19 protein-coding genes and 1 pseudogene are annotated in these 26,769 nt (G+C 69.4%); 8 read left to right on the top strand and 12 right to left on the bottom strand.

All coding sequences use genetic code 11. The features are described from left to right. Nucleotides 1–2: 2 nt before the first annotated feature. From ACWCRD_RS23945 to ACWCRD_RS23905, 9 genes and pseudogenes are all read right to left on the bottom strand, one after another. Nucleotides 3–1,724 (bottom strand): S8 family peptidase, encoded by a 1,722-nt coding sequence (locus ACWCRD_RS23945; RefSeq protein ID WP_450967812.1) that lies wholly within the window; start codon nucleotides 1,722–1,724, stop codon nucleotides 3–5. 274 nt (nucleotides 1,725–1,998) lie between these two features. Continuing rightward, a complete protein-coding gene (locus tag ACWCRD_RS23940) occupies nucleotides 1,999–2,979 on the bottom strand; it encodes a PAC2 family protein (protein ID WP_450967811.1) in 981 nt (326 codons plus the stop codon). Nucleotides 2,980–3,141: 162 nt separating this feature from the next. Beyond that, complete coding sequence (locus ACWCRD_RS23935; protein ID WP_344404324.1) at nucleotides 3,142–3,813, bottom strand: FadR/GntR family transcriptional regulator; 672 nt, start codon at nucleotides 3,811–3,813, stop codon at nucleotides 3,142–3,144. 93 nt (nucleotides 3,814–3,906) lie between these two features. Then, nucleotides 3,907–4,112: pseudogene (locus tag ACWCRD_RS23930) on the bottom strand (amidohydrolase); the annotation flags it as partial. A gap of 17 nt (nucleotides 4,113–4,129) precedes the next feature. Next, nucleotides 4,130–4,699: an SMI1/KNR4 family protein gene (locus tag ACWCRD_RS23925; RefSeq protein WP_450967810.1), complete on the bottom strand. Its 570-nt coding sequence runs from the start codon at nucleotides 4,697–4,699 to the stop codon at nucleotides 4,130–4,132. 158 nt (nucleotides 4,700–4,857) lie between these two features. Continuing rightward, nucleotides 4,858–6,474: a glycerol-3-phosphate dehydrogenase/oxidase gene (locus ACWCRD_RS23920; RefSeq protein WP_344404327.1), complete on the bottom strand. Its 1,617-nt coding sequence runs from the start codon at nucleotides 6,472–6,474 to the stop codon at nucleotides 4,858–4,860. A gap of 52 nt (nucleotides 6,475–6,526) precedes the next feature. Then, nucleotides 6,527–8,068: a glycerol kinase GlpK gene (gene glpK, locus ACWCRD_RS23915; RefSeq protein WP_450967809.1), complete on the bottom strand. Its 1,542-nt coding sequence runs from the start codon at nucleotides 8,066–8,068 to the stop codon at nucleotides 6,527–6,529. Nucleotides 8,069–8,146: 78 nt separating this feature from the next. Continuing rightward, nucleotides 8,147–8,947 carry an MIP/aquaporin family protein gene (locus tag ACWCRD_RS23910; RefSeq protein ID WP_344404329.1) on the bottom strand — a complete coding sequence of 267 codons (801 nt, stop codon included), beginning with the start codon at nucleotides 8,945–8,947 and terminating at the stop codon, nucleotides 8,147–8,149. Nucleotides 8,948–9,335: 388 nt separating this feature from the next. Further along, nucleotides 9,336–10,109: an IclR family transcriptional regulator gene (locus ACWCRD_RS23905; RefSeq protein WP_450967808.1), complete on the bottom strand. Its 774-nt coding sequence runs from the start codon at nucleotides 10,107–10,109 to the stop codon at nucleotides 9,336–9,338. Nucleotides 10,110–10,404: 295 nt separating this feature from the next. Here ACWCRD_RS23905 and metH point away from each other — a divergent pair, with 295 nt between their 5' ends. The 4 genes from metH to ACWCRD_RS23885 all read left to right on the top strand — a co-directional run bounded on the left by metH (nucleotide 10,405) and on the right by ACWCRD_RS23885 (nucleotide 18,548). Then, nucleotides 10,405–13,926: a methionine synthase gene (gene metH / locus ACWCRD_RS23900; protein WP_450967807.1), complete on the top strand. Its 3,522-nt coding sequence runs from the start codon at nucleotides 10,405–10,407 to the stop codon at nucleotides 13,924–13,926. Nucleotides 13,927–14,135: 209 nt separating this feature from the next. Then, nucleotides 14,136–14,831 carry an HAD family hydrolase gene (locus ACWCRD_RS23895; protein ID WP_450967806.1) on the top strand — a complete coding sequence of 232 codons (696 nt, stop codon included), beginning with the start codon at nucleotides 14,136–14,138 and terminating at the stop codon, nucleotides 14,829–14,831. Nucleotides 14,832–15,294: 463 nt separating this feature from the next. Next, complete coding sequence (locus tag ACWCRD_RS23890; RefSeq protein WP_450967805.1) at nucleotides 15,295–16,899, top strand: ABC transporter substrate-binding protein; 1,605 nt, start codon at nucleotides 15,295–15,297, stop codon at nucleotides 16,897–16,899. Between the two features lie 68 nt (nucleotides 16,900–16,967). Next, nucleotides 16,968–18,548, top strand: a complete 1,581-nt coding sequence (locus ACWCRD_RS23885; protein WP_450967804.1) for an ABC transporter substrate-binding protein — start codon at nucleotides 16,968–16,970, stop codon at nucleotides 18,546–18,548. Nucleotides 18,549–18,642: 94 nt separating this feature from the next. Here ACWCRD_RS23885 and ACWCRD_RS23880 read toward each other — a convergent pair whose 3' ends face one another. After that, nucleotides 18,643–19,314 (bottom strand): response regulator, encoded by a 672-nt coding sequence (locus ACWCRD_RS23880; RefSeq protein ID WP_099927643.1) that lies wholly within the window; start codon nucleotides 19,312–19,314, stop codon nucleotides 18,643–18,645. 140 nt (nucleotides 19,315–19,454) lie between these two features. Next, complete coding sequence (locus ACWCRD_RS23875; RefSeq protein ID WP_450967803.1) at nucleotides 19,455–20,390, bottom strand: RecB family exonuclease; 936 nt, start codon at nucleotides 20,388–20,390, stop codon at nucleotides 19,455–19,457. Nucleotides 20,391–20,565: 175 nt separating this feature from the next. Here ACWCRD_RS23875 and ACWCRD_RS23870 point away from each other — a divergent pair, with 175 nt between their 5' ends. The 3 genes from ACWCRD_RS23870 (at nucleotide 20,566) to ACWCRD_RS23860 (ending at nucleotide 23,931) form a co-directional block, all read left to right on the top strand. Beyond that, nucleotides 20,566–22,161 carry a site-2 protease family protein gene (locus ACWCRD_RS23870; RefSeq protein ID WP_450967802.1) on the top strand — a complete coding sequence of 532 codons (1,596 nt, stop codon included), beginning with the start codon at nucleotides 20,566–20,568 and terminating at the stop codon, nucleotides 22,159–22,161. Nucleotides 22,162–22,237: 76 nt separating this feature from the next. Further along, nucleotides 22,238–23,137 carry a tRNA (adenine-N1)-methyltransferase gene (locus ACWCRD_RS23865; protein WP_020939007.1) on the top strand — a complete coding sequence of 300 codons (900 nt, stop codon included), beginning with the start codon at nucleotides 22,238–22,240 and terminating at the stop codon, nucleotides 23,135–23,137. A gap of 221 nt (nucleotides 23,138–23,358) precedes the next feature. After that, a complete protein-coding gene (locus ACWCRD_RS23860) occupies nucleotides 23,359–23,931 on the top strand; it encodes a hypothetical protein (protein ID WP_450967801.1) in 573 nt (190 codons plus the stop codon). 58 nt (nucleotides 23,932–23,989) lie between these two features. Here ACWCRD_RS23860 and ACWCRD_RS23855 read toward each other — a convergent pair whose 3' ends face one another. After that, nucleotides 23,990–24,295: a ferredoxin gene (locus ACWCRD_RS23855; RefSeq protein WP_266953670.1), complete on the bottom strand. Its 306-nt coding sequence runs from the start codon at nucleotides 24,293–24,295 to the stop codon at nucleotides 23,990–23,992. 575 nt (nucleotides 24,296–24,870) lie between these two features. On the opposite strand from ACWCRD_RS23855, the gene arc reads away from it, so the two are divergent. Continuing rightward, nucleotides 24,871–26,637: a proteasome ATPase gene (arc, locus tag ACWCRD_RS23850; RefSeq protein ID WP_099927637.1), complete on the top strand. Its 1,767-nt coding sequence runs from the start codon at nucleotides 24,871–24,873 to the stop codon at nucleotides 26,635–26,637. Nucleotides 26,638–26,769: the final 132 nt, after the last annotated feature.

Genomic DNA, 26,769 nt, shown 5'->3' with positions numbered 1-26,769 from the left:
CGTCAGCCCGTGACGACCAGGCCGACGATCTCGTCGTCCGAGAACCACACTCGGACGTCGGGCCGTCCCCCCGCGAAGGCGGAGTGCACCGCCTGGCGGATCTCCGGGGACGGGTGGTTCAGGTTCCGCCAGGCACCGGCCACGAACAGCCTCAGCCTGGGCGGGAGTTCACGGGGGTAGGGCAGCAGCTCGTCCCAGTACCGTTCGGCCTGGCCCGAGCCGACCGCCTCCGGCAGCAGATGGGTGACCGCTGCCTTGATGTCGGGCCGGTTGCCGATCCGCTGGGAGGCGGGCCGGCCCGGTGCGTCCTGCTGCGGGGAACCCGTGGCCCGCAGCACTGCGCGTGCCCGCTCCGGGGACATCGGCTGCTGCGCGGCCGCCTTCAGCATGCCCTGCAGTGCGGCCAGGGCGCCGACCACCACCGGGCAGGCGGCGGAGGTCCCGGAGAACGTGTCCGTGTACCAGGCGATCTCCTCGGGCCCGCCCTGCAGATCGCCGGGCTTGTCCCAGAAGCCGCCGGTGGTCGTCACCTCGCGGCCCCAGCCCTGGGCGTCAAGCCGGGCGCCGTAGTTGGAGAACGCGAGCCGGGAGCGGTCCGGGCCGTGGTCGCGGCCGTGCGTGCCGGGGGGCGGTGCGCCCGCGCCCACCAGGACGGCACCGGAGGACTGGTTGGACGGATTGAACGGGTTGCGCCACCACTCGGGGAAGTCGTCCGGGCGGCGCTCGTAGACCGCGTCGTCCAGCGACTCGCCGCCGTTGCCGGCCGCTTCGACGACGAGGACGCCCTTGGCGGTGGCGTACCGGATGGCCGCGTAGTCGTCCGGCCACCACTCCAGAGCGACATAGCCGCGCTGGTCGTCGCGCTCGGCGTACTCGAACCGCGGTCCGGGGCGGTGCAGTTCGACCAGTACGACATCGCCGGGGCCGAGCCGGTCGGCCGCCGCGTGGATCGCTGCCGCCGTGCCGATGCCCTGGAAGGACGCGGCCGCGGTCACCGCCTCGGGCACGATTCCGTTGACGCCGTACTCATCGCGGTCGCCGCCGATCACGCCGATCACGGCGGTGCCGTGGTTGCGCCAGGCGAGGTCGGTCAGCGGGGTGCCGACCACGACGCCGGCCAGCTTGGCGGCCAGGTCCTCATGGCCCAACTGCCAGGCGCCCTCGACGTCGATGACCGTCACCCCCTGACCCGACCCACCGGGGCGCTGCCATGCCCAGTGGGCGTCTATCCCCTCCGGCGCGGGGCGCAGATAGCCCTGCCGGCTGCTGAAGTCGGGGGTGACGGGCGCCCCCTCCTTCAGCCGGCCGCTCTCCTGAGCCAGGGACGCCGGTACGGCACCGGGCTTGATGTACGCCGTCTCGACCCCCGGCAGCGCGGCGATCCGCGAGCGCAGCTCCTCCGCCCGGCTCTCGCCGCCGCGCACCCGGTAGAACATCGCGAGGTCGGGCACATGGCCCTCGCTCGGGGCGGCGGACTGCTGCAGCCGCTCCTCACTGCCGAACAGCGGCTCCAGGGCCAGCTGTTCATCGCCGAGGAACATGTTCAGAGCGGAGACGTCGGCTCCCGCGGCCGAGCGGACGCCCTCGGCCTGGGCGCGCAGCCGGGCCTCGGGACGGGCCACGACGATCAGTTCCCGCTCGGCTCCTCGATAGGTGAATCCCGCTCCGTCGGGCCCCGGCCCGGACGTTCCCGGCCCTTGCGCCGGCTGTACCTGGTCGCTCATCGGTACCGCTCCCTTCGGTCCGTGCGGGTGCGCCATCGGTGCACAACCAAGCACGGTCTCGGCGAGGCGTCCAGACCGTATTCACCAACTCGGTTTGAAACAAGTTGAATTGGGTAGCGTGTGCAATCCGTCCTGAAACAGAGGTCACGTAGCAAACCGGCCAAAGACTGCAGAGTTGTCAGTCAAGGGACGGGGCGGCAGCCATGGCACGGGGCGGCAGAACGCAAAGAGGGCGATGCGCAAGCTGCGCACCGCCCTCACCCGGTCGACCCGGCTAGTCCTCCGACGACTCCTCCTCGTCCGGACCCGGCTTCGGTGGCTTCGGCGGCTTCGTACGACCGCTGGGGTTGTCCCGCAGATACGACGTGCTGTCACTGCCGTCCGCGGTCGCGTGTCCGCCGCTCGACGGACCTGAGCCGTCCCGGCGCCGCAGATAGCGCTCGAACTCGCGGGCGATCGCCTCGCCCGACGCCTCCGGCAGCTCCGCGGTGTCCCGGGCCTCCTCCAGCGTCTGGACGTACTCCGCGACCTCACTGTCCTCGGCGGCCAGCTGGTCCACGCCGACCTGCCAGGCGCGCGCGTCCTCGGGCAGTTCGCCCAGCGGGATGCGCACGTCGATCAGATCCTCCAGGCGGTTGAGCAGGGCCAGCGTCGCCTTCGGGTTCGGCGGCTGCGACACGTAGTGCGGCACGGCCGCCCACAGCGACACCGCCGGCACGCCCGCGTGCGTACAGGCCTCCTGCAGGACGCCGACGATGCCCGTCGGCCCCTCGTACTTGGTCTCCTCCAGGTCCATGCGCTGCGCCAGGTCCGCGTCGGACGTGGTGCCGCTGATCGGGACCGGCCGGGTGTGCGGGGTGTCGCCCAGCAGGGCCCCCAGCACCACCACCAGCTCCACACCCAGTTCGTGCGCGAAGCCCAGCAGCTCGTTGCAGAACGAGCGCCACCGCATCGACGGTTCGATACCTCGGACGAGTACGAGATCGCGCGGCTTCTCGCCGCCGACGCGGACCACCGACAACCTTGTCGTGGGCCACGTGATCTTGCGCACGCCCGCATCCATCCACACCGTGGGGCGGTTCACCTGGAAGTCGTAGTAGTCCTCGGCGTCCAGCGCCGCGAACACCTCGCCCTTCCACTCCCTGTCCAGATGCGCGACCGCGGTGGAGGCGGCGTCGCCGGCATCGTTCCAGCCCTCGAACGCGGCCACCATGACCGGGTCGATCAGCTCGGGAACCCCCTCGAGCTCGATCACCCAGGCCTCCTTCCGACGTGCCCTCGCTTGACCACACAACCTTACGGCGTTCCGCGGGGGCGCCCGCAGCCCCCTTGCACGGGGGAGTGAACGGATCACTGCCCCGTCCGGGGCCCTCGAACACCCATGATCGCCGTCGTGGGCCCCCGTGCGGGAAGCCGCTCAGAGCGTCGAGCGAAGCCACTGCTCCACGCTCGCGATGTGCACCGTCGCCCAGGACCGCGCCGCCTCCGCGTCCCGGTCGCGCAGGGCGGCCAGGATCGCCCGGTGCTCGTGCAGGGTGCGGCTGACCGCGTCCTCCTGGGTCAGGCCGCGCCAGATGCGGGCCCTGGTGGTCGGCCCCGACAGACCGTCCAGCAGTGAGCAGAGCACCGAGTTGCCGGAACTCTGCACGATTCCCCGGTGGAAGTCGAGGTCACAGGCGACCAGCTCCTCCACCGACGGGGTGTCCCCGAGCTTCTCCAACTGGGCCGACAGTGCGTCCAGTTGCTGCTCGCTGATCCTGGACGCGGCCATCGCCGTGGCGGCCGGCTCCAGGATGCGGCGCACCGCCAGGAACTCCAGCACCGTGTCGTCGCGGTGGAAGTCGACGACGAAGCTCAGCGCCTCCAGCAGCAACTGCGGATCGAGGCTGGTCACATAGGTGCCGTCGCCCTGCCGCACGTCCAGGATCCGGATCAGCGACAGGGCCCGCACGGCCTCCCGCAGGGAGTTGCGGGACAGTCCCAGCTCGGCGGCCAGTTCGCTCTCCTTGGGCAGCCGGTCGCCGGGGCGCAGCGCGCCGGAGACGATCATTCCCTTGATCTTCTCGATCGCCTCGTCGGTGACTGCCATGGGCGGCCTCCCTGTAGTTCAGACCTGTCGTTCAGACATCCGATGTATCAGCTCATTATGGGGGTTCAGTGGGCTGAACGGGGGGCCGAATGCTCAGCTCAGGGCGAGAATCTCCAGGTCGGCGAGGACGGCGCCCTCGTCGAGGGCGTCCAGGCCACCGTCCCGCATCAGCACCCGCCCGTCCACGACGGTGTCCCGTACGTCCGCCGAGCGTCGCGCCATGCGTACGGCCTGCTCGGCGCCGACCGCCGTGGCGTCGCCGCCCGCCTGCGGATCAGGGCCGCCTGCCGCACGGTCCCCGGACGAACTGGTCACCTCACTGGGCCGGCGGGGCGTCGAACCACTCCTTGCCGGCCGCCCAGTGCTTCACCCAGCCGGCAAAGCCGGGCTCGGAGGTCGTGAAGCCGAACTCCGAGCCGAACGGCATCGCGCCCACATCGGTGATGTGCCATATGTGCCCGCGCTGAGGGCCGCTGACGACGAGGTGCCAGTTCATCGCGCACCCGTCGGTACCCAGCACGACCGACCCGTGGTCGAGGACACGCTCGATGGCGGCCTCGGGGTCCTCATGCGGCCCGTCGTCCTCCTCCCAGAGCCACGCCGCGGTGAGCGGGAACGGCTCACCCGGCCTCCGGCCGGACCCGTCGTTCGCCCAGTCGTCGGGCAGGTCGGCCAGCCCCAGAAGCCCGTACTCCGGCGGCCCCTGGAACGACCCGTCGGACACCTCCGCCACGAATGTCCGGTACGGCTCCGGCAGCACCACCCCGTGCTCCGCCTCGAAGGCGCGCACCGCGTCCCAGCCGAGCGCCGACTCCCCGCCGTCGTCCACGCCGAACGCCGCACGGAGCGCGGCGAGATCCTCGGCACCGGCCTCATCGATGTTCATGCGCCCATGAAAACACCCGCCACTGACAACGACGGGCGCACGCGAAAAGGGCGGCTCCGTCGGCGCGGAGTCGCCCTTCTCGCGGATCCGGTCCCCTAGGGGAGAGGGACCGGGCCCCGATCGTGCCGGCCCTGGTCAGGGAAGGGGCCGACGCGAGGTCACTTCTTGTCGAGCAGGTCCTGGACCTTGGCGCGGACCTCGTCCGTGGCCAGGCCCCGGATCGTCAGCGTCGTACGGCGGCGCAGCACGTCGTCCGCCGTCTCGGCCCACTCGTTGTCCCGGGCGTACACCACCTGCGCCCAGATCTCCGGAGCGTCGGGGTGGACACGCTCGCCCAGCTCCGGGTTCTCGTTGGCCAGGCGGGCGATGTCGAAGGACAGCGAACCGTAGTGCGTGGCCAGGTGCTTGGCGGTGTCGGCGGCCATCCGCGGACCGGGCGCCGGGTTGTCCACCAGCAGCCGGTGCGCGACCGCACGCGGGTTGGCGACACCCGGCAGCGGCAGCTTCTTCGGCAGCGAGGAGATGGGCTCGAAGTCGTCACCCAGGGGCGCGCCGGGCAGCGCCTCCAGCTTCTGCATCACCGTACGGCCGATGTGCCGGAAGGTGGTCCACTTGCCGCCCGCGACGGACAGCATGCCGCCCCGGCCTTCCGTCACGACGGTCTCACGCTTGGCCTTCGCCGTGTCGCCGGGGCCGCCCGGCAGCACCCGCAGACCCGCGAAGGAGTACGTGATCAGGTCACGGCTGAGCTGCTGGTCACGGACCGAGAACGCGGCCTCGTCCAGGATCTGGGATATGTCCTTCTCGGTGACCGAGACATCCGCCGGGTCGCCCTCGAACTCCTCGTCGGTGGTGCCGAGAAGCAGCATGTCCTCCCAGGGGAGGGCGAAGGTGATGCGGTACTTGTCGATGGGGGTGGCGAGCGCGGCCTTCCACGGGGAGGTCCGCTTCAGGACCAGATGCGCGCCCTTCGACAGCCGGATCGACGGCGCGGCATTCGGGTCCTCCATACGGCGCAGGTGGTCGACCCAGGGGCCGGTCGCGTTCAGCACCAGACGGGCGTTGACGCCGAACTCGTCACCCGTCGTACGGTCCTTGAGGTCCGCGCCCGTCACCCGGCCCTTGGTGAACCGGAGTCCGGTCACCTCGGCGTGGTTGAGGACGACCGCGCCCGCCTCGACGGCCGCGCGGACCGTCATCAGCGCCATGCGCGCGTCGTTCATCTGGTCGTCGCCGTAGACGGCGACGGCCTTGAGGTTCTCGGTGCGCAGCTCGGGCACGTCCTGCGCCGCCTTCGCGGGGGACAGGAGGTGGCCGACGCCGTCACCGAACGCGGAGAGCGCGGAGTAGGCGAAGACGCCCGCCCCGAGCTTCGCAGCGCCGTGCGGCCCGCCCTTGTACACGGGGAGGTAGAACGTGAGCGGGTTCGCCAGGTGGGGGGCCACCTGGCGAGACACCGCACGGCGCTCGAAGTGGTTCTCCGCCACCAGCTTCACCGCGCCGGTCTGCAGATAGCGCAGACCGCCGTGGAGCAGCTTGGAGGAGGCGGAAGAGGTGGCGCCGGCGAAGTCGCCGGCGTCGACCAGCGCCACCCTGAGGCCGGACTGCGCGGCGTGCCAGGCGGTGGAGATGCCCAGGATGCCGCCGCCGATCACGAGGAGGTCGTACGACGCCTTGGCGAGCTGCTCCCGGGTCTCGGCGCGGCTCGGGTTGGAGCCGGAGGCCGGGCGCGTACCCAGGGCAGGCACGGACTGCAGGGTGGACTGACTGGTCATTTCGGGTTCTTACTCCTCATCAGAGCGTGCGAGGGCCTTTGCGGAGCCCTCGTCAGCTCTCTTCGTCCTCGATCCAGCCCATGGTCCGCTCGACGGCCTTGAGCCAGGTCTTGTACTCACGGTCGCGGGTGTCCGCGTCCATGCGGGGGGTCCACTCGGCGGCCCGGCGCCAGTTGGCACGCAGGTCGTCGGTGCTGGTCCAGAAGCCGACGGCGAGACCGGCGGCGTAGGCGGCACCGAGGCAGGTCGTCTCGGCGACCATCGGGCGCACCACCGGTGCGTCCAGGAAGTCCGAGAGGGTCTGCATCAGCAGGTTGTTGGAGGTCATACCGCCGTCGACCTTGAGGGCCGCGAGCTCGACGCCGGAGTCCTTGGTCATGGCGTCCGTGATCTCACGGGTCTGCCAGGCCGTGGCCTCCAGGACGGCGCGCGCGAGGTGCGCCTTGGTGACGTACCGGGTCAGGCCGGCGATCACACCGCGGGCGTCGGAGCGCCAGTGCGGGGCGAACAGGCCGGAGAAGGCCGGCACGAAGTAGGCGCCGCCGTTGTCCTCCACCGAGAGCGCGAGCGTCTCGATCTCGGCGGCGGTGGAGATCAGGCCCATCTGGTCGCGCATCCACTGCACCAGCGAACCGGTGACGGCGATGGAGCCCTCGAGGGCGTAGACCGGCTTCTCGTCACCGATGCGGTAGCCGACGGTGGTGAGCAGGCCGCTGTACGAGTTGATGATCTTCTCGCCGGTGTTCAGCAGCATGAAGGTGCCGGTGCCGTACGTCGACTTGGCCTCGCCCTCCGCGAAACAGGTCTGGCCGAACAGGGCCGCCTGCTGGTCGCCGAGCGCGGAGGCGACCGGGATGCCGCCGAGCAGGTCGCCGAGCTTGCCGCCCTTGATCTCGCCGTAGACCTCGGCGGAGGAGCGGATCTCCGGCAGCATCGCCAGCGGGACGCCGATGGACTCGGCGATCTTCTCGTCCCACTCCAGCGTGTGCAGGTTCATCAGCATGGTGCGGGAGGCGTTGGTGACGTCGGTGTAGTGCTTGCCGCCGTCGACACCACCGGTCAGGTTCCAGATGACCCAGGTGTCCATGGTGCCGAAGAGGATGTCGCCCGCCTCGGCGCGCTCACGCAGGCCCTCGACGTTGTCGAGCAGCCAGCGGGCCTTCGGGCCGGCGAAGTACGAGGCCAGCGGGAGGCCGGTCTCGCGGCGGAAGCGGTCCTGGCCGACGTTGCGCCCGAGTTCCTTGCACAGGGCGTCGGTGCGGGTGTCCTGCCAGACGATGGCGTTGTGGACGGGCTCACCGGTGTTCTTGTCCCAGAGCAGCGTGGTCTCGCGCTGGTTGGTGATGCCGATGGCCTTGATGTCGTCGCGGGTGATGCCGGCCTTCTGAATGGCTCCGGCGACGACTTCCTGGACGTTGGTCCAGATCTCGTTGGCGTTGTGCTCGACCCAGCCCGGCTTCGGGAAGATCTGCTCGTGCTCCTTCTGGTCGACGGAGACGATACGTCCGTCGCGGTCGAAGACGATGCAGCGGGAAGAGGTGGTGCCCTGGTCGATCGCGGCGATGAAGGGGCCGGCGGTGTGCGCGTCGGTCACGGTGTGCTCCTGAAGTTCCTTGGATAGGGGCTGTCTGTACGGCGCGGTGCTGTTTAAGTGCGGTGAAGGCTGGTGCTCTTAAGCAAAGGCGACGTTGTAGATGCCTGCAGCGATCGCGGCGCCGATCAGGGGACCGACGACGGGGACCCAGGCGTAGCCCCAGTCGGAGCCGCCCTTGTTGGGCAGGGGCAGGAGGGCGTGCACGATGCGCGGACCGAGGTCACGGGCCGGGTTGATCGCGTAGCCGGTCGGACCGCCGAGGGACAGACCGATGGAGACGACGACGAGCGAGGTGATCAGGGCACCCAGGACACCGAGGCCCTTGCCGCTGTCGTTGAGGCCCTGAGTGAGGACGGCGAGCACCAGCACGATGGTGCCGATGACCTCCGTGGCGACGTTCTGCCAGGCGACCCGGACCTCGGGGCCGGTGGAGAAGATGCCCAGGACCGGGCCGGCGCCCTTCTCCTGGGCCTCGACGGCCTTGGCCGCCGTGGCCTGCGCACCCGGACCGCCGACGATCTCCTTGTCGGTGAGGTGCGCGTGGAACTGACCGTAGTAGGCGACCCAGACCAGGGCCGCACCGATCGCGGCGCCGAGCAGCTGCCCGCCCCAGTACACCGGGACGTCGCTCCAGGCGATGCCGTTCTTCTTGAGCGCGAGTGCGAGCGTCACGGCCGGGTTGAGATGGGCACCGGAGAGCGGCGCCGAGGTGTAGACCGCCGTGAGTACCGCGAAGCCCCACCCGAAGGTGATGGCCAGCCAGCCGGCGTTACGGGCCTTGGAGGCCTTCAGCGTCACGGCGGCGCAGACGCCGCCGCCGAGCAGGATGAGTATGGCGGTACCGATGGTCTCGCCGATGAAGATGTCGGAGCTGGACACCCGCGACTCCTTTGTCCTTCGTCCAGGGGACCGAACCCCGGGTCCCTCCGGGAGTTCGAGCTGCCCTCGGGGGTGAGAGCGAATACCGGCCCTTGGCGTTGTCACACTCTAGCGCGTATTGCCGGTAGGTGTTCGACAATGCCGACCGATGGACGGGAGTCTTGCTCCGGCGTCAGGTGTGCGTCAAGGGCTCTGTGGCCGAAAATCCGATCGTTATCGATCGCCCGTGAACAGTCGATCTTGCAGGTCAGATTGCCTGCGACTGCGTACGGACGGGTAACAAGCACGGCGCGTACCGACCGGGCGGTTCGCCTGGCCGCGCCCAGGCATGACGGAGGCCGGGACGCCACCCGGGCTCCCGGCCTTCTCCCGCGTCCCGCTGTGCCTCTCAGAACCGCCCGGCGCCCAGGTCCCGCGACACCGCACGGGCGCAGTCCCGCACCGCGGCGATCAGCTCCGGGCGCAGCGCGTCCCTCTCGTCGGCTCGGCACATCCGCTCCACGGCGCCGGTGATGCCCACCGCGCCCACCGGCATCCGCCGCCGGTCGTGGATGGGCGCGGCCACCGACGCGACGCCCTCCCAGGTCTCCTCGACGTCGGCCGCGTAGCCACGCGCCCGCGAGATGTCGAGGATGTGCTCGAAATCCTCCTGCTCGCACACGGTCCGGTCGGTGAAGGGCTTGCGGTCGGCCTCCAAGGCCTCGCTGTGCGCGACCGGGTCGTACGCCGAAAGGACCTTGCCGAGGGCCGTGGAGTGCAGGGGCTGCATGGCCCCTATCTCCAGCACTTGACGGCTGTCGTCGGGCCGGAAGACGTGGTGCACGATCAGTACGCCCTGCTGGTGCAGGACACCGAGATACACGCTCTCCCCGCTGGACCGGGCCAGGTCGTCCGTCCACACCAGGGCGCGCGCCCGCAGCTCGTGCACGTCGAGATAGGTGGTGCCCAGGCGCAGCAGTTCGGCGCCCAGCTGATAACGCCCGGAGGCGTCGTCCTGCTCGACGAAACCCTCCTGCTGGAGGGTGCGCAGAATCCCGTGGGCGGTGCCCTTGGCGAGGCCCAGTGACGAGGCGATGTCCGAGAGGCCGAGCCGTCGCTCGCCGCCCGCGAGCAGCCGCAGCATCGCGGCCGCCCGTTCGAGCGACTGGATGTTCCGTGCCATCGCCGTACTGCCTCCGTCCCCTTCGACCGTCGACGTAGCGACGTCGCTGCCGCTGTTCGGCAATGTCGAACACTACCGGTCGATGTCGACCTCCCGCTAATGGTCGGTCCGTATCCGTCGGGTTCTGTTGTGTCACTGGTGTCCCGGGAGTGACCTGCCCGTCATCCTCGTCCGTCCCGTGGACGCCCCTGACCATCCCCGGCCGACCCGGTTACTCTGGCGGGGTGCGCCCACCGCGGAGAGTTCCACGGACCGCGCAAAGCCGACAGCCGTCGCACCCTAAGGGAGCCCCTTCATGGCCTCGTCGCCACTGACCCCTTCCGCCGACAGCCGGACCCGTGTGTCCGCGCTCCGTGAGGCGCTCGCCACCCGTGTGGTGGTCGCCGACGGAGCGATGGGCACCATGCTGCAGGCGCAGGACCCCACGCTGGACGACTTCCAGCAGCTGGAGGGCTGCAACGAGGTCCTCAACGTGACCCGGCCCGACATCGTCCGCTCGGTGCACTCCGCGTACTTCGACGCGGGTGTCGACTGCGTGGAGACCAACACCTTCGGCGCGAACCTCACCGCTCTCGGCGAGTACGACATCCCCGAGCGCGTCGCCGAGCTGTCCGAGGCCGGCGCCCGCATCGCCCGCGAGACGGCGGACGAGTTCGCCGCCCGCGACGGCCGGCAGCGCTGGGTGCTGGGCTCGATGGGGCCCGGCACGAAGCTGCCCACCCTCGGCCACACCACCTTCAAGGCCATCCGCGACGTCTACCAGCAGAACGCCGAGGGCCTGCTCGCCGGCGGTGCGGACGCGCTGCTCGTCGAGACCACCCAGGACCTGCTGCAGACCAAGGCCTCCGTCCTGGCCGCCCGCCGGGCCATGGAGACCGCCGGGTACCAGGTCCCGCTGATCGTGTCGGTGACGGTGGAGACGACCGGCACCATGCTGCTCGGCTCGGAGATCGGCGCCGCGCTCACCGCGCTGGAGCCCCTCGGGATCGACATGATCGGCCTGAACTGCGCGACCGGCCCCGCCGAGATGAGCGAGCATCTGCGCTACCTGGCCCGCCACTCGCGCATCCAGCTGTCCTGCATGCCGAACGCGGGCCTCCCGGTCCTCGGCAAGGACGGCGCCCACTACCCGCTCACGGCGCCGGAACTCGCCGACGCGCAGGAGACCTTCGTCCGCGAGTACGGCCTGTCCCTCATCGGCGGCTGCTGCGGCACCACCCCCGAGCACCTGCGCCAGGTCGTCGAGCGGGTCCGTGACCTCGCCCCGGGTGAGCGCAACCCGCAGCCCGAGCCGGGTGCCGCCTCCCTCTACCAGAGCGTGCCGTTCCGCCAGGACACCTCGTACCTGGCGATCGGCGAGCGCACCAACGCCAACGGCTCGAAGAAGTTCCGCGAGGCCATGCTGGCCGGCCGCTGGGACGACTGTGTGGAGATGGCCCGCGACCAGATCCGCGAGGGCGCCCACATGCTGGACCTGTGCGTGGACTACGTCGGCCGCGACGGCGTGGCGGACATGGAGGAGCTGGCCGGCCGCTTCGCCACCGCCTCCACCCTGCCGATCGTGCTGGACTCCACCGAAGTCCCGGTCATCCGGGCCGGGCTGGAGAAGCTCGGCGGGCGCGCGGTCATCAACTCCGTCAACTACGAGGACGGCGACGGCCCCGAGTCCCGTTTCGCGAAGGTCACCAAGCTCGCGCAGGAGCACGGCGCCGCGCTGATCGCGCTGACCATCGACGAGGAGGGCCAGGCCCGTACCCCCGAGAAGAAGGTCGAGATCGCCGAACGGCTCATCGACGACCTGACCGGCAACTGGGGCATCCACGAGTCGGACATCCTCATCGACACCCTGACCTTCACCATCTGTACGGGTCAGGAGGAGTCCCGCAAGGACGGCATCGCCACCATCGAGGCGATCCGCGAGCTCAAGCGCCGCCACCCGGACGTGCAGACCACGCTGGGCCTGTCGAACATCTCCTTCGGCCTCAACCCGGCCGCCCGCATCCTGCTCAACTCCGTCTTCCTGGACGAGTGCGTCAAGGCAGGCCTGGACTCGGCGATCGTGCACGCCTCGAAGATCCTGCCGATCGCCCGGTTCAGCGAGGAAGAGGTCCAGACGGCCCTCGACCTGATCCACGACCGCCGCAGCGAGGGCTACGACCCGCTGCAGAAGCTGATGGCGCTGTTCGAGGGCGCCACGGCGAAGTCCCTGAAGGCGGGCAAGGCCGAGGAGCTGGCCGCCCTGCCGCTGGAGGAGCGGCTCAAGCGGCGCATCATCGACGGCGAGAAGAACGGCCTGGAGGCCGACCTCGACGAGGCCCTGCAGACCCGCAAGGCCCTCGACATCGTCAACGAGACGCTCCTGGACGGCATGAAGGTCGTCGGCGAGCTGTTCGGCTCCGGCCAGATGCAGCTGCCGTTCGTGCTGCAGTCCGCCGAGGTCATGAAGACGGCCGTCGCCCACCTCGAACCGCACATGGAGAAGGTCGAGGGCGACGAGGCAGGCAAGGGCACCATCGTGCTGGCCACCGTGCGCGGGGACGTACACGACATCGGCAAGAACCTCGTCGACATCATCCTGTCCAACAACGGCTACAACGTGGTCAACCTCGGCATCAAGCAGCCGGTCTCCGCGATCCTGGAGGCCGCCGCCGAGCACAAGGCCGACGTCATCGGGATGTCCGGGCTCCTGGTCAAGTCCACGGTGATCATGAAGGAGAACCTGGAGGAGCTCAACCAGCGCGGCCTCGCGGCGGAATTCCCCGTCATCCTCGGCGGCGCCGCCCTGACCAGGGCGTATGTCGAGCAGGACCTGCACGAGATCTACGAGGGCGAGGTCCGCTACGCCCGCGACGCGTTCGAGGGCCTGCGCCTGATGGACGCCCTGATCGGCGTCAAGCGCGGTGTGCCCGGCGCCAAGCTGCCGGAGCTGAAGCAGCGCCGGGTGCGGGCGACTTCGACGGTCGAGGTGGAGGAGCGCCCGGAGGAGGGGCACGTCCGCTCCGACGTCGCCACCGACAACCCCGTCCCCACCCCGCCGTTCTGGGGCACCCGCGTCATCAAGGGCATCCAGCTCAAGGAGTACGCGTCCTGGCTGGACGAGGGCGCCCTGTTCAAGGGCCAGTGGGGCCTCAAGCAGGCCCGTACCGGTGAGGGACCGACGTACGAGGAGCTCGTCGAGACCGACGGCCGGCCGCGGCTGCGTGGTCTGCTGGACCGGCTGCAGACCGACAACCTGCTGGAGGCGGCCGTGGTCTACGGCTACTTCCCGTGCGTCTCCAAGGACGACGACCTGATCATCCTGGACGAGCAGGGCAACGAGCGCACCCGCTTCACCTTCCCGCGCCAGCGCCGCGGCCGCCGGCTGTGCCTGGCCGACTTCTTCCGCCCGGAAGAGGCGGGGGAGACCGACGTCGTCGGCCTGCAGGTCGTCACCGTCGGCTCGCGGATCGGTGAGGAGACGGCCCGCATGTTCGAGGCCAACGCCTACCGCGACTACCTCGAACTGCACGGCCTGTCCGTCCAGTTGGCGGAGGCGCTCGCCGAGTACTGGCACGCGCGGGTGCGTTCGGAGCTGGGCTTCGCGGGCGAGGACCCGAGCCAGATGGAGGACATGTTCGCCCTGAAGTACCGGGGCGCCCGCTTCTCCCTCGGCTACGGCGCCTGCCCCGACCTGGAGGACCGCGCCAAGATCGCCGACCTGCTCCAGCCGGAGCGCATCGGCGTCCGCCTCTCCGAGGAGTTCCAGCTCCACCCGGAGCAGTCCACCGACGCGATCGTGATCCACCACCCCGAGGCGAAGTACTTCAACGCCCGCTGACGAGCCCGACGCAAAGGCCGCCGAAAAGGCCCGCTCGAGGGCACGTCTGCGCACGTCACGGCGGCCCCCGGCGGTATACAGGGTGTGCCCCGGACCACGCCGGATAAACGAGGCGCTTCGGCCGCAACAGTCGTACACTGGTCGGTCCACTGCAGGCCGGTTCCCCGCGCGGGAACCGGCCTGCTCGCCCCTCAAGGAGGTGCGCCCGGATGACCAGTACGGTCCCCGCGCTCGGAACCCGTACGGCCGAAGGCTCAGCCCTGCAGGCCGTACTCCTCGACATGGACGGAACCCTCGTGGACACCGAGGGCTTCTGGTGGGACGTCGAGGTCGAGGTCTTCGCCGGCCTCGGCCACACCCTGGACGACACCTGGCGCCATGTCGTGGTCGGCGGTCCCATGACCCGCAGTGCGGGGTTCCTGATCGAGGCCACCGGCGCCGACATCACCCTCGCCGAGCTCACGGTGCTGCTCAACGAGGGCTTCGAGGACCGCATCGACCGCGCCCTGCCACTGATGCCGGGCGCCGCCAGACTGCTCGCCGAACTCTCCGAGTACGAGATCCCCACCGCCCTGGTCTCCGCCTCACACCGGCGCATCATCGACCGCGTGCTCACCTCGCTGGGCCCCCAGCACTTCGCCCTGTCGGTGGCCGGTGACGAGGTGCCGCGCACCAAGCCGCACCCCGACCCGTATCTGACCGCGGCCGCCGGACTCGGCGTGGACCCGGCCAGATGCGCGGTCGTCGAGGACACCGCGACCGGTGTCGCCTCCGCCGAGGCCGCCGGCTGCCATGTGGTCGTGGTGCCCTCCGTCGCTCCCATCACCCCCGCCGCCCGGCGCACGGTCGTCACCTCCCTCGAAGACGTCGACCTGGCATTTCTGCGCGGACTGATCACGTTCTGATCACCCGCTGATCGCCACTTGATGACGGAAATGCGCTGAGCGTTCACCCAGCGTGCAGAGCTGATAGGACATGAATTCCCAGGGCTGGTGAACGAAAGAATTCGAAGTGCGATGGATGATCCAATTCCGTTGCCGATCCCTGCCATTGGGAATGTGAGGTTCCCCACTCATCCGGGCCTCGACAGGTCGTGCGGGCTGTGCTCTTCGCCCCGTTTCGGGGTGCGAGGACGTGCCCTTGTGTCCTGATTGATGGAACGCTGCACGAATCCTTCCCCGGTCGGGTTTTCGGTCTGTCCGCAACCGGTTTCGCTGCGTGATGGGGCCTCAACTCCGGTGACTGCGAACCGCCGTGCTGGTGCGGACTAATCTCGTCGCGAGAACCATCGCCTCTACCCCCGTGATCCGCCGCGACACCCCTGCATGCCGGATACACGGACCTGAACAGCTCTGGAGAAACACGAGCATGAACCGCAAGATTTTGGTGCTGCCGGCCGTGGTCGGCCTGCTCGCGCCCGTGCTCGCCGCCTGTGGCAGTTCCGACAGCAGCGGCAGCGGCGGGGACGCGATCGCCGTCGGCACCACGGACCGGTTCACCGCCACGAAGGACGCACCCGCGCCGCTCGATCCGGCGTACGCGTACGACGTCGGCACCTGGAACATCCTGCGCCAGACCGTGCAGACCCTGATGATCCAGCCGAAGGGCGAGGGCGACCCCGTCCCCGAGGCCGCGCAGAGCTGCGGCTTCACCGACTCGGGCAACGAGCGCTACGCCTGCACGCTGCGCGACGGCCTGAAGTTCTCCAACGGCGACAAGATCACCGCGGCCGATGTGAAGTACTCCATCGACCGCGCCCGCGCCCTCAAGGCCGACTCCGGGGTCTCCGCCCTGCTGAACACCATCGACACCGTCGAGACGCAGGGCGACAACCAGGTCATCTTCCACCTGAAGACCGCGGACGCCACCTTCCCGTACAAGCTGTCGACCCCGGTCGCGGGCATCATCAACCCCGCCGACTACCAGAAGAACAAGCTGCGCGACGGCTTCGGCGTCGACGGATCCGGCCCGTACACCCTGTCCGCCGACGTCAAGAACAACGAGATCGTCAAGGCCACGTTCACCAAGAACCCCAACTACAAGGGGACGCTGAAGGTGAACAACTCCAAGGTCGACATGATCTCCTACGCGGACGCCGATGCGATGGGCAAGGCCCTCGACAAGGGCGACATCGACGTCATGACCCGCACCATGGCGCCGGAGCAGATCCAGAAGCTGTCCGCCGGCACGGACACCAACGAGGACCTGGTCGAGATGTCGGGTCTGGAGATCCGCTACCTCGCCTTCAACACCGACGCGCCCACCGTGAAGAACAAGGCCGTCCGCCAGGCGATGGCCCAGCTGATCAACCGCGGTGAGATCGTCGCCAAGGTCTACGGCACCCAGGCCGAGCCGCTGTACTCGCTGGTCCCGGCAAGCATCACCGGCCACTCCAACTCGTTCTTCAACAAGTACGGCGACCCCAGCACCGCCAAGGCCAAGGCGCTGCTGACCGCCGCCAACATCACCACCCCGGTCAAGCTGACGCTGCACTACACGACCGACCACTACGGCTCGGGCACCAAGAAGGAGTTCGAGGTCCTTCAGAAGCAGCTCAACGACAGCGGGCTGTTCAACGTCGACATCCAGGGCTCCCCCTGGACCACCTTCGTCCCGGCCGAGCGCAAGGGCAAGTACGACGTCTGGGGCATGGGCTGGTTCCCGGACTTCCCGGACGCCGACAACTACCTCGCGCCCTTCCTCGACACGGACAACTTCCTCAAGTTGCCCTACCGCAACAGCAAGATCATCAACACGCTGATCCCGGCCTCCCGCCGGGTGGCCGACCGCCTCGCGGCCTCCTCCAACCTGACCGAGATCCAGGACATCGTCGCCGACGACGTCCCGATCCTGCCCCTGTGGCAGGGCAAGCAGTACGTCGCCGCCCGCGGCGACGTCACGGGGACCGCGTACGCGCTCAACTCCTCCTCGACCCTTCAGCTGTGGGAGCTCGGCCGTGGCGTGAGCGGCTGATCTCTCTCGTCCCCGGGGCCCGGGGAGTGTGGCCCCGGGGTTCCGAACCCGACGAGAAGGCACAAGCAGTGAACATGCGTAACCAGTGGCCAGTCCTGCCCGTAGTGGCGGGGCTGGCCTCCGGCCTGTTGACCGGCTGCGGAACGGGTGGCTCGGACTCCGGGGGGACCGGCTCGTCCGTCGTCATGGGAATGTCGGACGACGTCCTGGCGACCGACCCCGCCTCCGGTTACGACCCGGGTTCCTGGCTGTTGTTCAACAACGTCTTCCAGTCGCTGCTCAGCTTTCCCGACGGGGGCACGGAGCCCGAGCCGGAGGCGGCCAAGTCGTGCGGCTTCACCGACACGTCCACCAAGGTCTACCGGTGCACGCTCAAGGACGGCCTCAAGTTCAGCAACGGTGACCCGCTCACCTCCGAGGACGTCAAGTTCTCCTTCGACCGCATGCTCAAGATCAACGACGCCGCCGGCCCGGCCATCATGTTCCCCATGCTGGACAAGGTCGAGGCGCCGGACGCCAAGACCGTCGTCTTCCGGCTGAAGGTGCCCGACGCCACCTTCCCGAGCAAGATCGCCTCCGGTGCGGGTTCCCTCGTCGACCACACCCAGTACGACGGGAACAAGCTGCGCAAGGACGGCAAGGCGGTCGGCTCCGGCCCGTACAAGCTGGACTCGTTCGGCGACGACAAGGCCGTCTTCTCGGTCAACGGCAACTACAAGGGCAACGCGAAGACGAAGAACTCCGGCGTGACCTTGCGGTTCTTCCACGGCAAACCGTCCGCCCTGAAGAAGGCGCTGCTCGACGGCAGTATCGACATCGCCTACCGGGGGCTCAGCGCGGGCGACATCGCCGACATCGAGAACGCCGACAACAACTCCAAGGCCGAGGTCGTCGAGGGCAGCAGCGCCGAGGTCCAGCACCTGGTCTTCAACATGAAGGACCCGGTCGCCGGAAAGCTCGGCGTGCGCAAGGCCATCGCCTATCTGCTCGACCGCGACGCCCTCATCAAGGACGTCTACCAGGGCACGGCCACGGCCCTGTACTCGATCATCCCGGCGGGCATCGCCGGCCACAACACGGCCTTCTTCGACACCTACGGCGCCAGCCCCTCACCGGCCAAGGCCGCCGCCGCCCTGCGGAACGAGGGCATCACCGGCAAGGTGAAGCTGACCCTGTGGTCCACCCCGTCGCGCTACGGCCCGGCCACCGACCAGGAGCTGAAGGCGATCGCGGGGCAGCTCAACGCCAGCGGCCTCTTCGACGCAGACGTCAAGTCCGTCCCCTTCGACCAGTACGAGAAGGACATCGCCAAGGGCAAGTACGGCGTGTACGTGAAGGGCTGGGTGCCCGACTACCCGGACGCCGACAACTTCACGGCGCCCTTCTTCGGCCGGGGCAACGTACTGAGCAACAACTACAGCAACAGCACGATCACCGGCACCCTCATCCCGCGCACCGCCGCCGAGAGCGACCGCGCCGCAACCGACAACGACTACGGCAGGCTGCAGGACATCGTCGCCGACCAGCTGCCCGTCCTGCCGGTCTGGCAGGCCAAGCAGTACGCGGTCACCCGCCAGAACGTCTACGGCCTCGAGTACTGCCTCGACGCGTCGACGGTCTTCCGCTTCTGGGAACTCAGCAAGGGCTGAGCGACGGCTGTACGCAGACGAAGGGCGCCCTCTGCGCGAGAGGGCGTCCTTCGTGTCGTACAGCTGCCGCTACTGCCGTGTCGTACAGCTGCCGCTACTGCGCGCCCGGCCGCACCAGCCCGCTCTCGTACGCGTACACCGCGGCCTGCACCCGGTCACGCAGCCCCAGCTTCGTCAACACGTGCCCGACGTGCGTCTTGACGGTGGTCTCGCTGACGAACAGATCGGCGGCGATCTCCGCGTTGGACAGCCCGCGGGCCACCAGCTTCAGCACCTCCACCTCACGCTCGGTCAGCGTGTGCAGTGTGTCCGGCACGGGCTCGTCCCCGGAGGGCAGATGCGTGGCGTACTTGTCCAGCAGCCGCCGGGTGATGCTCGGCGCCAGCATGGCCTCGCCGCCGGCCACCACCCGGATCGCCTGCACCAACTCGTTGGCCGGCGCGTCCTTCAGCAGAAAGCCGCTGGCCCCCGCCCGCAGCGCCTCCACCACGTACTCGTCGAGGTCGAAGGTGGTCAGCACCAGCACCTTCGCCGGGCCGTCCCGCCCGGGCCCGGTGATCTGCCGGGTCGCCTCCACCCCGTCCATGCGAGGCATGCGGATGTCCATCAGGACCACGTCGGGCTGCAGCGCCCGCACCTGGTCGAGGGCCTGGAGGCCGTCTCCGGCCTCGCCGACGACCGCGATGTCCTGCTCGGCCTCCAGGATCATCCGGAAGCCGGTACGCAGCAGCGGCTGGTCGTCGACCAGTAGGACGCGGATGGCCACGTAAGTCTCCTTCGCTAGTCCGGCCCCATTCTGCCCTGCGAGACGTCCACGGACTCGGCCGCCCTCGGAGCCGGTGGACAAACCCCGCCGCTGACGGAGGTGCCGCCCTGCCGCCCCACCCCTCGGGCGGCCGGCGGGGTCTACTCGCCGGCTCTGACCGGCAGCGGATACGGCGGGGGAGTACCGCCGAATTCCGGGCAGTGCGCCTGGTGGTCGCACCAGCCGCACAGCTTGGTGGGGCGCGGGCGCCAGTCGCCCGACTCCGTGGCCTGCCGGATCGCCTCCCACAGCGCGAGCAGCTTGCGCTCGACACGCTCCAGGTCGGCGAGGACGGGGTCGTAGGTCACGACGTCCCCGCTGCCGAGATACACGAGCTGCAGCCGCCTCGGCACCACGTTCTTCAGACGCCACACCACCAGGGCGTAGAACTTCATCTGGAACAGCGCCCCTTCGGCGTACTCCGGCCGGGGCGCCTTGCCCGTCTTGTAGTCGACGATCCGCACCTCACCCGTGGGCGCGACATCCACCCGGTCGATGATCCCGCGCAGCATCAGCCCCGAATCCAGCTCCGCCTGCACGAACAGCTCCCGCTCGGCAGGCTCCAGCCGCGTCGGATCCTCCAGCGTGAACCAGCGCTCGACGAGCTGCTCCGCCTCGCCGAGCCAGCGCGCCAGCCGCTCGCCCTGCGGATCGTCCTCGAACAGCTCCACCACTTCCGGCCGGCTCTCCCGCAGTCGGTCCCACTGCCCGGGGATCAGGGACTTGGCGCGCGGCGCTGTCCGCTCCGCGGCCGGGGCGTCGAAGAGCCGCTCCAGCACCGCATGCACCAGCGTGCCCCGGGTCGCCGCCTCGCTGGGCTTCTCGGGCAGCCGGTCGATGACCCGGAATCGGTAGAGCAGGGGGCACTGCATGAAGTCACTGGCCCGCGAGGGCGACAGACTGGCGGGCGCTACGGCCACGCGCGGGACCGTACCCGCCGTGTCGACCGGTGGCGCCGCTTCCACCGCCACCGGCGCATCCGCCTGCGCCACCTCGCTGCTGGGGGCCTCCGCCGCGCCCTCCGTACTCGTCTCCATGCCCCAGACCATACGGCCCGCCACTGACAGTGACCCGCCCGTGGGCCGTGACAGCTGCGACGCCTGGGGAAAGAGAGGGGGTGCCGGGGCGGAACGCCTGGCGACGGCCGCATACCATCGACCCGAGACCCTTCCGCCCGGCAGGCGCGGAAGACGCTTCGAACGAGGGGACATCGTGGACGAGAGCGGCGGGAGCGGGCAGCCGCGGTCCGGCACCGACGAGCCGGCCGAGCACCACGAAGGGTCAGCGGCCCCGGCCGCCCCCGAGCCCACCCCGGCCGACGACCAGCCCTCGAAGGCCGCCGGGGGGCAGGACGACCACGGGCCCACGGCGAGCGACAGAGGGGACACCACGCACGGCGCCGCCCCGGACGCGAGCCCCACGCACAGCACGGCCGCAGAAGCCCGCCCCGCAGCCGAGCCCCCGACGGGCGACCGCCCCCGGGACAAAAGCGCCACGGGCGACGGCACCTCCCACGCCGACGACCACGCGGCCGCCCATACCGGCGACCGCCCCGCGTACTCCGGCGACGATCCGACCGCCCACACCTCAGCCCCCGGCGATCGCACCCTCGCCCACTCCGGCGCCCCGCGGAACCGCCCGCCCAAGCGCCAGGAGACCCCCCGAGGCGGCCTCCTCATGGGCCGCCCCTTCGGCGTGCCCGTGTACGTCGCGCCGAGCTGGTTCCTCGTCGCCGCCCTGATCACCTGGGTCTTCGGCGGCCAGCTCGACCGCGTCCTGCCCGAACTCGGCGCCGCCCGCTACCTCGTCTCCCTCTTCTTCGCCGTCGCCTTCTACGCCTCCGTCCTCGTCCACGAACTGGCCCACACGGTCGCGGCACTCCGCTTCAAACTCCCCGTCCGCCGCATCCAGCTCCAGTTCTTCGGCGGCGTCTCCGAGATCGAGAAAGAGGCCGAGACCCCCGGCCGCGAATTCGTCCTGGCCTTCGTCGGCCCCCTGCTCTCCCTCGTCCTCGCGGGCCTCTTCTACATCGCCCTGCAGCCCGTCGAGCCCGGCACCGTCCCCGGCGTCCTGCTCGCCGGCCTGATGATCTCCAACCTCATCGTGGCCGCCTTCAACCTCCTGCCCGGCCTGCCCCTGGACGGCGGCCGCATGCTCCGCGCCGTCGTCTGGAAGATCACCGGCAAGCCCATGAGCGGCACCATCGCCGCCGCCTGGGTCGGCCGCGCCCTCGCCGTCTCCGTCCTCATCGGCCTGCCGCTGCTCACCCAGTCCGGCGCCCTCGGCACCACCGCCGAGGACAGCGTCGGCATGGACACCGTCACCGACGCCCTGCTCGCCGCCATCCTCGCCGCGATCATCTGGACCGGCGCCGGCAACAGCCTGCGCATGGCCCGCCTCCGGGAACACCTGCCGGAACTGCGCGCCCGCAACCTCACCCGCCGCGCCGTCCCCGTCGAGACCGACACCCCCCTGTCCGAGGCACTGCGCCGCGCCAACGCCGCCGGCGCCCGCGCCCTCGTCGTCGTCGACCCCGAAGGCAACCCCCTCTCCCTCGTCCGCGAGGCGGCCATCGTCGGCGTACCCGAACACCGCCGCCCCTGGGTCGCCGTCAGCGGCCTCGCCCAGGACCTCACCGAAGGCATGCGCGTCTCCGCCGAACTCGCCGGCGAAGACCTCCTCGACGTCCTGCGTGCCACCCCCGCCACCGAATACCTGGTGGTCGAGGAGACCGGCGAGATCTACGGCGTCCTGTCCGCCGCCGACGTCGAGCGCGCCTTCGTGAAGGCCATGGCCAGACCCAGCTAGAGCACCGCTCTCCCAAAGCGGAGTTCGGCCCTCACCCGTGGTCGGCGACCCCCACAAACCCCGGTAGTCTGTTCACATGTCCGAACCGACCGGTGCCGCCCGCAGGCGCGGGCCCTTCAAGGTCGGGGACCAGGTTCAGCTGACCGACCCCAAGGGCCGCCACTACACGTTCACGCTCGAGGCCGGGAAGAACTTCCACACCCACAAGGGTTCCTTCCCGCACGACGAACTGATCGGCGCTCCCGAGGGCAGCGTTGTCCGCACCACCGGGAACGTCGCCTACCTCGCGCTGCGCCCCCTGCTCCCCGACTACGTCCTGTCCATGCCCCGCGGGGCCGCCGTCGTCTACCCCAAGGACGCCGGGCAGATCCTCGCCTTCGCCGACATCTTCCCCGGCGCGCGCGTTGTCGAGGCCGGCGTCGGCTCCGGCTCGCTCAGCAGCTTCCTGCTGCGCGCCATCGGCGACCAGGGCATGCTGCACAGCTACGAGCGCCGCGAGGACTTCGCCGAGATCGCCCAGCAGAACGTCGAGCGCTACTTCGGCGGCCCGCACCCCGCCTGGCAGCTCACCGTCGGCGACCTTCAGGACAACCTGTCCGACACCGACGTCGACCGCGTCATCCTCGACATGCTCGCCCCCTGGGAGTGCCTGGAGGCCGTCTCCAAGGCGCTCGTCCCCGGCGGCATCCTGTGCTGCTACGTCGCCACCACCACCCAGCTCGCCCGGACCGTCGAGTCCATCCGCGAGATCGGCTCCTTCAACGAGCCGACCGCCTGGGAGACGATGATCCGCAACTGGCACATCGAGGGCCTGGCCGTCCGCCCGGACCACCGGATGATCGGCCACACCGGCTTCCTGCTCACCGCCCGTCGCCTCGCCGACGGCGTCGAGCCGCCCATGCGCCGCCGCCGCCCCGCCAAGGGCGCCTACGGCGAGGACTACGCCGGTCCCAACGCCGACGGAGGCGGCCGCTGACGCGGACGCACACGCACCCAACGAAAGGGCGCTGCCGCCGAGTTCCCGGACATCATCCGCAACTCGGCCGCAGCGCCCTTCTGTTGACACCACGCCACAAACCGAACAAACCAGGCATCACTCATTCGAGGAACCGAACACCCCGCCGTTCCCCGGCACTGTGACGTGTGGCACGATGCAGGCCACCCCCACCGGCACAGCCCTCACAGGAGACACTCCTAGTGCAGCAATCCGCCGTTCCGGAACTGGCACACACGCACACCCGCCCCATCCACTGGGTCGCCACCGCCGCGGCCGTCTCGGGCGTCATGGCCCTCTCCTCGCTCCTGCAGCCCAACTCCGCGACGGCAGCCCAGCCGGCCGACCCCCGGGCCGGGACCGCCCACACGGCGACCGCACCCAGCACCGCAGGAGTGGACTTCCCCCTCGCCTGCGGCCCGGTCAAAGCGGTCGTGCAGAAGAAGGCCACCGGAGACCTCGACGGCGACAAAAACCCCGAAACCGTGGCCGTCGTGCACTGCGACGCCCCCATGGGCACCCCGCCCGACGGCGTGTACGTCCTCACCCGCGGCACGGACGGCAAGCCGCGCGTGGTGGCGACCCTGCTCGACCCCAGGACCGGCGACACCGTCAGCGACTTCGCCGTACGCGACGGAGCCGTCGCCGCGACCCTGCTGGGCTACTCGTCCGACGACGTGCCCCGCTGCTGCCCCGACGTGACGCAGAGTGCCAAATGGCAGTGGAAGAACGGCGCGTTCACGCGCTCCACTCCCGCCGGGGCCCACAACGTCTGAGCCGGGTCACCGGGGTGTGTGAGAAAAGAGACAGATGTGACGGTCGGTGTCCGACGAGTCACTCCGCGTCAGGGCCGTAGACCTCGACCTTGTCCGAAACCCGACGCACATGGATGCAGTCGCCCGGGCACTCCTTGGCGGAGTCCACCACATCCGTGAGAAGCGGCAGCGGCACGGGCGTTGTGGCGCCCTGGGCCTGCAGAAGCTCGTCGTCCGCGCCCTTCACATAGGCCAGGCCGTCGATGTCCAACTCGAACACCTCCGGCGCGTACTGGGCGCAGATGCCGTCGCCGGTACACAGGTCCTGATCGATCCAGACCTCCAGCTCCTCGCCACCGGTCGCGACCTCCTGCTGCACGCTCATCTCTCCTGCCGTTCGGCTGTCGAGTCGCCGAAAACGGGTCGGCTCCGACGGGTGTGGACCGCTTCGACCCTACCTCCGGCGGCTTCCCCGCCATGTCCGGTGGGTATTCCGGCTTCCAAACGACATCCAGGCAGGCAACGGCGGAAACACGCCGGACGCACGCCTCGAACACCTATTCGCCTGGTGGGCGCCCCTCTGGAGCCTCTCCGGTCGGCGCGCAAGCCCATGCAGTGGCCGAAAACCGTCGTACGAGTCTGCCCCGTCGACGGCATCACGTCGGCGGCACGGGAGGAAGCCCCAGGGCCCGCCGAGCGCCCCGCGCCGAGCCGCCGCGCTCCTGTTCGCAGGTGCGCGGCGTCAACAACTAGGCTCGACACCGATGGGTGTTGAACACTTCATCGCCGGTTACTGCCTGCTTTCGAAGGTTGATGAATGGGTATTCCCCTGGCGTGAGGAACGGCGCAAGGGGCAAGATCGGACACGCCCCTACCGTCTTTGTGATCTAGGGGTTTCAATCGACACCCACCCAGGTAGGGTCTGGAAGCGTCCAGCTCCCCTTGGAGGAGGTGAGGACCGTGGCAGCCCACGACGACGACATGAACCGCGGCATCCGCCCGGGACGAGGGTCCGACGACCCGGCCGGGCAGATTGCCTACCTTGAGCAGGAGATCGCCGTCCTGCGACGCAAGCTCGCCGACTCTCCGCGACACACGAGGATTCTCGAAGAGCGGATCGTCGAGCTGCAGACCAACCTGGCCGGCGTGTCCGCCCAGAACGAGCGACTCGCCAACACGCTCCGTGAGGCCCGCGACCAGATCGTGGCCCTCAAGGAAGAAGTCGACCGGCTCGCACAGCCACCGGCCGGCTTCGGAGTCTTCCTCACGGCGAACGAGGACGGCACGGCCGACATCTTCACCGGGGGCCGCAAGCTCCGGGTGAACGTCAGCCCCAGCGTCGACCTCGAAGAGCTGAGGCGCGGCCAGGAAGTAATGCTCAACGAAGCGCTCAACGTGGTCGAGGCCATGGAGTTCGAGCGCGTCGGGGACATCGTCACCCTCAAGGAGATCCTCGAGGACGGCGAACGCGCCCTGGTGCTCGGGCACACCGATGAGGAGCGGGTGGTACGGCTCGCCGAGCCACTGCTGGACGTGAACATCCGCCCCGGTGACGCCCTGCTGCTCGAACCCCGTTCCGGCTATGTCTACGAGATCGTTCCGAAGAGCGAGGTCGAGGAACTCGTCCTCGAAGAGGTCCCCGACATCGGTTACGAGCAGATCGGCGGTCTCGGCGGCCAGATCGAGGCCATCCGCGACGCGGTCGAGCTGCCGTACCTCTACCCGGACCTGTTCAAGGAGCACGAACTGCGGCCGCCCAAGGGCGTCCTGCTGTACGGGCCCCCCGGATGCGGAAAGACGCTCATCGCCAAGGCCGTCGCCAACTCGCTGGCCAAGAAGGTCGCCGAGGTGACCGGCCAGGCCGCTGGCAAGAGCTTCTTCCTCAACATCAAGGGCCCCGAGCTCCTCAACAAGTACGTCGGTGAGACCGAGCGGCAGATCCGCCTCGTCTTCCAGCGCGCTCGGGAGAAGGCCAGCGAGGGCACACCCGTCATCGTCTTCTTCGACGAGATGGAGTCCCTCTTCCGCACCCGTGGCTCCGGCGTCAGCTCGGACGTGGAGAACACCATCGTCCCCCAGCTGCTCGCCGAGATCGACGGCGTGGAGGGCCTGCAGAACGTGGTCGTGATCGGCGCCTCGAACCGCGAGGACATGATCGACCCCGCCATCCTGCGACCCGGCCGCCTCGATGTGAAAATCAAGATCGAGCGCCCCGACGCCGAAGCCGCCAAGGACATCTTCGGCAAGTACCTCACCGAACGCCTCCCCCTGCACGCCGACGACCTCGGCGAACACGGCGGCAGCAAGACGACCACCGTCGAAAGCATGATCCAGACGGCCGTCGAGCACATGTACGCGGAATCCGAGGAGAACCGCTTCCTGGAGGTCACCTACGCCAACGGCGACAAGGAAGTCCTCTACTTCAAGGACTTCAACTCCGGCGCCATGATCGAAAACATCGTCGGCCGCGCCAAGAAGATGGCGATCAAGGACTTCCTCGACCACAACCAGAAGGGCCTCCGCGTCTCCCACCTCCTCCAGGCATGCGTGGACGAGTTCAAGGAGAACGAGGACCTCCCCAACACCACCAACCCGGACGACTGGGCCCGAATCTCCGGAAAGAAGGGCGAACGGATCGTCTACATCCGCACCCTCATCACCGGAAAGCAGGGCGCCGACACCGGACGCTCCATCGACACGGTGGCGAACACCGGTCAGTACCTGTAAAAAACAGGGCGGCTGCGGGTGCCCTCACCGGGTACCCGCAGTCGACTGTTTTTCAGGCCAAGACCGCAACAAGAGGCGCGCAAGGCAATGACGCAAATGATCTCCCCACCAGCGCAAAGCCGTTCTAGGCTC

The organism is Streptomyces sp. NPDC002092, assembly GCF_053593775.1.
The sequence above is the reverse complement of the archived record's forward strand: the minus strand, read 5'-3'. Positions and strand labels throughout refer to the sequence as shown.

Bases quoted from the DNA above. Each gene is read 5' to 3' on its own strand.
- ACWCRD_RS23945 (WP_450967812.1), bottom strand. From the start codon at position 1,724: ATGAGCGACCAGGTACAGCCGGCGCAAGGGCCGGGAACGTCCGGGCCG.
- ACWCRD_RS23935 (WP_344404324.1), bottom strand. From the start codon at position 3,813: ATGGCAGTCACCGACGAGGCGATCGAGAAGATCAAGGGAATGATCGTC.
- ACWCRD_RS23925 (WP_450967810.1), bottom strand. From the start codon at position 4,699: ATGAACATCGATGAGGCCGGTGCCGAGGATCTCGCCGCGCTCCGTGCG.
- ACWCRD_RS23920 (WP_344404327.1), bottom strand. From the start codon at position 6,474: ATGACCAGTCAGTCCACCCTGCAGTCCGTGCCTGCCCTGGGTACGCGC.
- ACWCRD_RS23905 (WP_450967808.1), bottom strand. From the start codon at position 10,109: ATGGCACGGAACATCCAGTCGCTCGAACGGGCGGCCGCGATGCTGCGG.
- metH (WP_450967807.1), top strand. From the start codon at position 10,405: ATGGCCTCGTCGCCACTGACCCCTTCCGCCGACAGCCGGACCCGTGTG.
- ACWCRD_RS23895 (WP_450967806.1), top strand. From the start codon at position 14,136: ATGACCAGTACGGTCCCCGCGCTCGGAACCCGTACGGCCGAAGGCTCA.
- ACWCRD_RS23890 (WP_450967805.1), top strand. From the start codon at position 15,295: ATGAACCGCAAGATTTTGGTGCTGCCGGCCGTGGTCGGCCTGCTCGCG.
- ACWCRD_RS23875 (WP_450967803.1), bottom strand. From the start codon at position 20,390: ATGGAGACGAGTACGGAGGGCGCGGCGGAGGCCCCCAGCAGCGAGGTG.
- ACWCRD_RS23865 (WP_020939007.1), top strand. From the start codon at position 22,238: ATGTCCGAACCGACCGGTGCCGCCCGCAGGCGCGGGCCCTTCAAGGTC.
- ACWCRD_RS23855 (WP_266953670.1), bottom strand. From the start codon at position 24,295: ATGAGCGTGCAGCAGGAGGTCGCGACCGGTGGCGAGGAGCTGGAGGTC.